Below are 6,837 nucleotides of genomic sequence, written 5' to 3'. Positions count from 1 at the left end.
TAGTTCAGGTCCCACTGCAGCTCCTCGACGTTGCGCCCGATGCCGGCGGTGCGCGCGATCACCGACATGCCCTGCGGCAGGTCGAGCTTGTCCATGGTCTCGCGCAGCTCCTGGCGCTCCTCGCCCTCGACCCGGCGCGAGACGCCCCCGCCGCGCGGGTTGTTGGGCATCAGCACCAGGTAGCGCCCGGCCAGCGAGACGAACGAGGTCAGGGCCGCGCCCTTGTTGCCGCGCTCCTCCTTCTCGACCTGGACCATGATCTCCTGGCCCTCGCGCAAGGCCTCCTTGACCGAGGCGGTGCGCACGTCGACGCCCTCGCGGAAATAGGTGCGCGCGACCTCCTTGAACGGCAGGAAGCCGTGGCGGTCCTCGCCGTAGCTGACGAAACAGGCCTCGAGCGAGGGCTCGATGCGCGTGATGACGCCCTTGTAGATGTTCGACTTGCGCTGTTCGCGCCCGGCGGTCTCGATGTCGATATCGATCAGTTTCTGACCGTCGACGATCGCCACGCGCAGTTCTTCCTGCTGGGTGGCATTAAACAACATGCGTTTCATTTTTATAAACTCCGCGGCCCGGGGGCCGTTCCAGTGCCGCCCGTCGGGGGGCGGCGAAAAGTACAGGGGATGTACGCCAGAAGGGGAGTGCCGGAGGTGGGTATGCCCCTTGTCGTGCGGCGCAGGACGCCAAAGCGTCGTGGCCGCAACAGGGCGCGGTGGGGTCGATCGACATGCCGAGTGCACGCATCACCCGCAAGCCGCCGCCCGGTGCTGCGTGGGGGCGGGTGCTCCGGGCGGTGAGCAATTTTAGTGAGCCAGACCGTAGCCGGCCAACATACTAAGACTTCGATACCAGGCGTGGGCTTTCAGCCTTTACTCTCAAGCCTTCAGGATGAGGCTTACATCGGGTCGGGCGAAAACGACAGGCGTTATCGACTCCAACATCCTGCGAGCCGTCCTTGCGGCGCGGCTCGCCGGTACTTATCCTTATGATTCCAAGCAATCCAATTCAGCATCCCTGCGCGCTATCCGATGACAACAACGGTGCGACCTTGACGCGCGCGAAGGATGTGCGTACACGTTTTTCCATCGAATTTGCAGTCTGGCGAGGCCGGTGGGGGCCCATGTGTAAAATATCTTTTTAATTCTTACACCAGCGGAGGTTAGACCGCTGCCGGTCGATTATATATTCAAAATGAAGGACTTAGCGGGAATTTCTGGGAGGACAGATCAAATCGCGGGGGGGGCGCCGCGCGATCCCGGCGGCGCCGGCGCGCGCGGGGGCGGCCAAAAAGCAACAGCTTGGCAACCGCCGCGCGGGCGGGCGGGCCCGCCTAGCCGGCGTAGCCGTCCGGATTGGCGCTTTGCCAACGCCACAGATCGGCGCACATCGCGTGCAGGTCGCGCTGCGCGCGCCAGCCGAGCAGCTTGTGGGCCGCCCCGGCCGCCGCGTAGCAGGCGGCGACGTCGCCCGGGCGGCGCGCCGCGATCCGGTACGGGACCGGGCGTCCGCTGGCGCGCTCGAACGCGCGCACCACCTCGAGCACGCTGTGGCCGCGGCCGGTGCCCAGGTTGAGCGTGAACGAGCCCGGGCGCGCGAACAGCCGCGCCAGCGCCGCCGTGTGCCCGCGCGCGAGGTCGGCCACATGGATGTAGTCGCGCACGCCGGTGCCGTCAGCGGTCGGGTAGTCGCCGCCGTGCACTGTCAGCCGCTCGCGCCGGCCCGCGGCGACCTGGGCGATGAACGGCAGCAGGTTGGCCGGCACCCCGCGCGGATCCTCCCCGATCAGGCCGCTCGCGTGGGCGCCGACCGGATTGAAATAACGCAGCACCCCGGCGCGCCAGCCGGGGGTGGAGCCGACCAAGTCGCCGATGATCTGCTCGACCATCAGTTTCGAGCGTCCGTAGGGATTGGTCGCGCCCAGCGGCGCGGCCTCCCCGACCGGGACCGCGGCCGGGTCGCCGTAGACCGTCGCCGACGAGCTGAACAAAAGGCGCTTGACGCCGGCCGCGGCCATCGCCTCGAGCAGGGCGACGCTGCCGGCCACGTTGTCCTGGTAGTAGCGCAGCGGCTGCGCAAGCGACTCGGCGACCGCCTTGAGCCCGGCGAAATGGATGACCGCCTCGACCGGGTGGGCGGCGAGCACGGCGTCGAGCGCGGCGCGGTCGCGCACGTCGGCCTCGACGAACGGGACGGCGCGCCCGCCAAGGCGCTCAACGCGCCGCAGCGCCTCGCGCGAGCCGTTCGACAGGTTGTCGAGCGCGACCAGGCGGTAGCCCGCGGCGAGCAGCTCGACGCAGGTGTGCGCGCCGATGTAGCCGCACGCGCCCGTCACCAGAATTGTTTGCGGCATAGGTTTGTCCGCGCAATGCGCGCCCCGTTCGATGGCCGGCCCAGATCGCCGGGCGCCGGCGCCGCCCCGCGCGGCGCCGGCGTGCCTGCCAGTATCTGCCGGCCCGCCATCGGGCGGCCTGATCCGCCGCAGACGCGGAGCGCGCGGGGCCGCCGGCGCGCCTTTTTCGTTCGATTTCGCAATTTGGCCGGGCCGCGGCCGGCGCCCGTGTGTAAAATATCGTTTTAAACTGACACCCGCAGAGGTTTGACCGCCGCCTGTCGAACACGAAAGCACAATGAAGGACTCCGGCAGAATTTCTGGGAAGACAGACCATACCGGGCAGCGCGGCGCGCACGCCCCCGCCGCCGGCCCCGCCGCGGCGCGGCCGGAGCACGCGCAGGAGCAGCCCGCCGCCCAGTTCGTCACGATCAGCGAGGAGGAGGCGGGACAGCGCATCGACAACTACCTGTTGCGCGTTTGTAAAGGTGTGCCGAAAAGCCACATCTACCGGATCCTGCGCTCGGGCGAGGTGCGCGTCAACAAGGGCCGCATCGACCAGCTCTACCGGCTCGCCGAGGGCGACCTGGTGCGCATCCCGCCCGTGCGCGTGGCCGAGAAGTCGGGCGCGGCGGTGCCCGGCGCCGAATTCCCGGTCCTGTTCGAGGACGCCCACCTGCTCATCATCGACAAGCCCTGCGGCACCGCCGTGCACGGCGGCTCGGGCGTCTCGTTCGGCGTCATCGAGCAGTTGCGCGCGGCGCGCCCGGACGCCAAGTTCCTCGAACTGGTGCACCGGCTCGACCGCGAGACCTCTGGCCTGCTGATGCTTGCCAAGAAACGCTCGGCGCTGACCAATCTGCACGAGCAGATGCGCGAGGGCACGACCGACAAGCGCTACCTGACCGTGGTCCACGGCGACTGGAGGAACGCGCGCCAGCACGTCAAGCTGCCGCTGCACAAGTTCACCACGGCCGAGGGCGAGCGCCGGGTCTGCGTGCAGGCCGGCGGCATGGAGTCGCACACGGTGTTCAGCCTGCAGCGCAAGTGGGAGCAATTCGCCCTGCTCGAGGCCGAGCTCAAGACCGGGCGCACCCACCAGATCCGGGTCCATCTCGCTTCGTCGGGCTTTCCGATCGCCGGCGACGACAAATACGGCGATTTCGCGCTCAACCGCGTGCTGCTCAAGGCCGCCGCCACGCGCGGCGCGCTCAGGCGCATGTTCCTGCACGCCCACCAGATCACGTTCACCCATCCCGAAACGGGCAAGCCGACCACGGTGCGCGCACCGCTGCCCGGCGAATGCGCGCGTTTCTTGTTAAGCTTGGGCAAACCGCTCGGCGATGCCGAGACGCCCAAGCGCTGAAACGCCGGCACGCACGATTATTGATATCCCTGGAAGGAGCCGGCCGCCACAAGCGGCCGGAAGACATGGCAAGAAAGCAATTTGATCTGATCGTCTTCGATTGGGACGGCACCCTGATGGACAGCACCTCGGCCATCGTGAAATGCATACAGGCGGCCGCGCGCGACCTCGGGCTGCCGGTGCCGCACGACGACGACGCCTCGCACGTGATCGGGCTCGGCCTGCACGAGGCGATGCAGGTGGCGATGCCGAACATCGACCCGGCGCTGCTGCCCAGGGTGCTCGAGCGCTACCGCGTCCACTACCTGTCGAAGCACCACGAACTGGTGTTGTTCGACGGCGTGCGCGAAATGCTCGCCGAGCTGTCCCAGGATGGCTACTTCCTGGCAGTGGCCACCGGCAAGAGCCGGGTCGGGCTCAACCGGGCGCTCAACGCGGTCGGCCTGCTGTCGCTGTTCGACGCCACCCGTTGCGCCGACGAGACCTTCTCCAAGCCGCACCCGGCCATGCTGCAGGAGCTCACGCGCGAGCTCGGCCAGGACCTGCGGCGCACCGTGATGGTCGGCGACACCACGCACGACCTGCTGATGGCGAGCAACGCGGGCGCGTCCGGCGTCGCCGTCCAGTACGGCGCCCACCCGGCCGATCAGCTAAGCGCGTGCGCGCCGATGTACAGCGCGGCCAGCGTGGGCCAGCTGCACCGGTGGCTCAGCGAGCACGCCTGATGGCCGCCGACAGCCAGGGCGGCGCGCCCGCCGAACCCGCCGAGCCCGCCGCCCCGGGCCTGCCCGTGTGCGCGGCCGACGCCGTGCTTGAAGGCGGCAGGGGGGTGCGCTTTCCCGTGACCGCGTTCGGCGCGCCGGCGACCGGCTTCGTGGTGCGCTTCGAGGGCCGGGCCTACGCCTATCTGAACCGCTGCGCCCACGTGCCGATCGAGCTCGACTGGGCTGAGGGCGAGTTCTTCGAGTCGAGCGGCCTGTATCTGATGTGCGCCACCCACGGCGCCGTGTACCTGCCCGAGACCGGCCACTGCGCCGGCGGGCCGTGCAAGGGCGGGCGCCTGCGCCCGATCGCGCTGCGCGAGGAGGGCGGCGTGATCTACTGGCAGCCGGACCAGTTCGTCAAGGCGCCGGCCGCGCACGCGGCGCCCGGCGCTTAATTAGTACCGCAAATCACCGCAATTTCCCACCATCCGATTCCGGCAACAGAACGAGCAAGAGAGCAGGCAAGCCATGAGCGAGAACACGATCATCGACACCCCCGGCGCGGGCGCGCCCGCCGCCCCCGGCGTGGCCAACTGGGAGCGCGAGACGCTCGAGAAACTGGTGTTCGCCACCATCCGCGAAAAGCGCGCGGCGCGGCGCTGGAGCATCTTCTTCCGGCTGCTCCTGATCGGCGTGGTGCTGTTCGGCCTGTGGGTGTTCTCCGACCACGAGCTGTTCGGCCCCGACGCCGAGGCGCTCGGGCGCCACACGGCCCTGATCGAGATCAACGGCGAGATCGAGGCCGAGGGCGGCGGCTCGGCCGACATCGTCATCCCCTCGCTGGGCAAGGCGTTCGCCGACGCCGGCTCGGTCGCGGTGGTGCTGCGCATCAACAGCCCGGGCGGCAGCCCGGTGCAGGCCGGCATGATCGTCGACGAGATCGCGCGCCTGCGCGGGCTCTATCCGCTCAAGCCGCTGTACGTCGTGGTCGACGAGATCTGCGCCTCGGGCGGGTATTACATCGCCGCCGCCGCCGACCAGATCTTCGTCAACAAGGCCAGCATCGTCGGCTCGGTCGGGGTGCTCATGGACGGCTTCGGCTTCACCGGCGCGATGGACAAGCTCGGGGTCGAGCGGCGCCTCCTGACGGCCGGCGCGAACAAGGGCTTCCTCGACCCGTTCAGCCCGCAGTCGGACAAGCACAAGGCGCACGCCCAGGCCATGCTCGACGAGATCCACGGGCAGTTCATCGCGGTGGTGCGCGAGGGGCGCGGCAAGCGCCTCAAGGAGACCCCCGAGACCTTCTCGGGCCTGTTCTGGAGCGGCGCGAAGGCCGTCGAGATGGGCCTGGCCGACGGCTTCGGCAGCGTCGACAGCGTCGCGCGCGAGGTCGTCAAGGTCGAGGACGTGGTCGACTACACGCCGCACGAGGGCCTGCCCGAGCGCGTGCTCAAGAAATTCGGCGCCGCCGCCGGCGAGGGCGCGGTGCGGCTGGTGTCGCCGGCGCCGCGCCCGCGCCTGCGCTAGGAGCCTGCCGGGCTTGGGGAGTCGAAGCGAAAATCGCGCTGGGCCAGGACAGAGCTTTGACGATTCCGCAGCGCCAATAGCGCGCTATTGGCCGAGAAAGCGGCGAAATATGGACCGTCCAGCGCTTTTTGCAGCCGACGATCCCAAATCCGACCGGCTCCTCGGCCACCAGATTTTCCTTGAAAGATTGCGCCGGTGTCCTATAGTGGTCTTGTAGTTCTTCAGAGGGGGGTCATATAAAAAGTTCAGATCGTTGGCAGAATCTTATTTGAAACGAACTACCAACCGCATCATCGATGCGGCATTGAGAGAATTGATATTCCTCGCAAGGCATCCCTTCACAGGGTGTTGGGAACGGCGGCGCAAGCCGCCGTTTTCATGTGCGCCCAGTTCCGAGCCCAGTTTCGCGCCTAGCCCAAGATTGTCATATGGCACAACAAACATGAATTAAATCAAGTGCTTGGTATTTATCCGCAGGCGTTATGGCACAACACATGAGCATTTCCGATGCGTAGGGGCGACGAGCGCGAGACAGGTCAAACGACTACGCGCTGTGTCCCACCGGGATTGGATGGCAAGTAACGGATGTCGAGTATTTTTTTCTGACGCGGTTCGGGCCGGGTCGCCTTCCTGACATGTACGGCTCGGCCGTCGCGGCGTTGCAAGGTGGTGTGATGCGATTTTGTCCGGCCAGGGTTTCGCGCCCGTTGTCCCACGCGTCGTTGAACCCTTCGGCCGTCAGTTGCAGGCGCAGGGTGTGGACGAAATGGTAGGCCAGCACGCTAATGAACAGATGGCCTTCCACCCGCCGCTCGACCTGGTGGTAAACCGGCCGCAGTCCCAGATCCGTTTTCAGACTGCGAAACACCGATTCCAGATCGGTCAATGCGTATTTCGGACGAACGTGACCA

The 6,837-nt window shown here is 67.5% G+C and carries 7 protein-coding genes; 4 read left to right on the top strand and 3 right to left on the bottom strand.

The genetic code is table 11. From position 1 onward, the window contains the following. Both C7C56_RS07945 and galE read right to left on the bottom strand, forming a co-directional pair. On the bottom strand, window positions 1–554 hold a 554-nt coding region (locus C7C56_RS07945), incomplete at its 3' end, for a ribonuclease E/G (RefSeq protein WP_146204335.1). A gap of 776 nt (window positions 555–1,330) precedes the next feature. Beyond that, window positions 1,331–2,350: a UDP-glucose 4-epimerase GalE gene (galE, locus tag C7C56_RS07940; protein ID WP_106756906.1), complete on the bottom strand. Its 1,020-nt coding sequence runs from the start codon at window positions 2,348–2,350 to the stop codon at window positions 1,331–1,333. Window positions 2,351–2,627: 277 nt separating this feature from the next. On the opposite strand from galE, the gene C7C56_RS07935 reads away from it, so the two are divergent. The 4 genes from C7C56_RS07935 (at window position 2,628) to C7C56_RS07920 (ending at window position 5,926) form a co-directional block, all read left to right on the top strand. Beyond that, window positions 2,628–3,695 carry an RluA family pseudouridine synthase gene (locus C7C56_RS07935; protein WP_106756904.1) on the top strand — a complete coding sequence of 356 codons (1,068 nt, stop codon included), beginning with the start codon at window positions 2,628–2,630 and terminating at the stop codon, window positions 3,693–3,695. 65 nt (window positions 3,696–3,760) lie between these two features. Beyond that, entirely contained in the window at window positions 3,761–4,420 is a 660-nt protein-coding gene (locus tag C7C56_RS07930) for an HAD-IIIA family hydrolase (protein WP_106756902.1), read from the top strand. Then, the gene (locus tag C7C56_RS07925) at window positions 4,420–4,854 is read left to right on the top strand and encodes a Rieske (2Fe-2S) protein (RefSeq protein WP_106756900.1); all 435 of its coding nucleotides are present in this window, start codon (window positions 4,420–4,422) and stop codon (window positions 4,852–4,854) included. The genes C7C56_RS07930 and C7C56_RS07925 overlap by 1 nt, the downstream gene beginning before the upstream one ends. A 73-nt stretch (window positions 4,855–4,927) precedes the next feature. Beyond that, entirely contained in the window at window positions 4,928–5,926 is a 999-nt protein-coding gene (locus C7C56_RS07920; RefSeq protein WP_106756899.1) for a S49 family peptidase, read from the top strand. A gap of 544 nt (window positions 5,927–6,470) precedes the next feature. Here the strand turns inward: C7C56_RS07920 and C7C56_RS28010 are convergent. Then, a partial coding sequence (locus C7C56_RS28010; protein ID WP_219933119.1) for a hypothetical protein occupies window positions 6,471–6,837 on the bottom strand: 367 nt, incomplete at its 5' end.

The sequence above is a fragment of the Massilia glaciei genome (assembly GCF_003011895.2).
Taxonomy (GTDB): Bacteria; Pseudomonadota; Gammaproteobacteria; order Burkholderiales; family Burkholderiaceae_D; genus Telluria_A; species Telluria_A glaciei.
This window is presented reverse-complemented; position numbering and strand designations above follow the sequence as displayed.

What these genes read in the sequence shown, in the direction of transcription:
- C7C56_RS07935 (WP_106756904.1), top strand. Translation starts at nt 2,628, where the DNA reads ATGAAGGACTCCGGCAGAATTTCTGGGAAGACAGACCATACCGGGCAG.
- galE (WP_106756906.1), bottom strand. Translation starts at nt 2,350, where the DNA reads ATGCCGCAAACAATTCTGGTGACGGGCGCGTGCGGCTACATCGGCGCG.
- C7C56_RS07920 (WP_106756899.1), top strand. Translation starts at nt 4,928, where the DNA reads ATGAGCGAGAACACGATCATCGACACCCCCGGCGCGGGCGCGCCCGCC.
- C7C56_RS07930 (WP_106756902.1), top strand. Translation starts at nt 3,761, where the DNA reads ATGGCAAGAAAGCAATTTGATCTGATCGTCTTCGATTGGGACGGCACC.
- C7C56_RS07925 (WP_106756900.1), top strand. Translation starts at nt 4,420, where the DNA reads ATGGCCGCCGACAGCCAGGGCGGCGCGCCCGCCGAACCCGCCGAGCCC.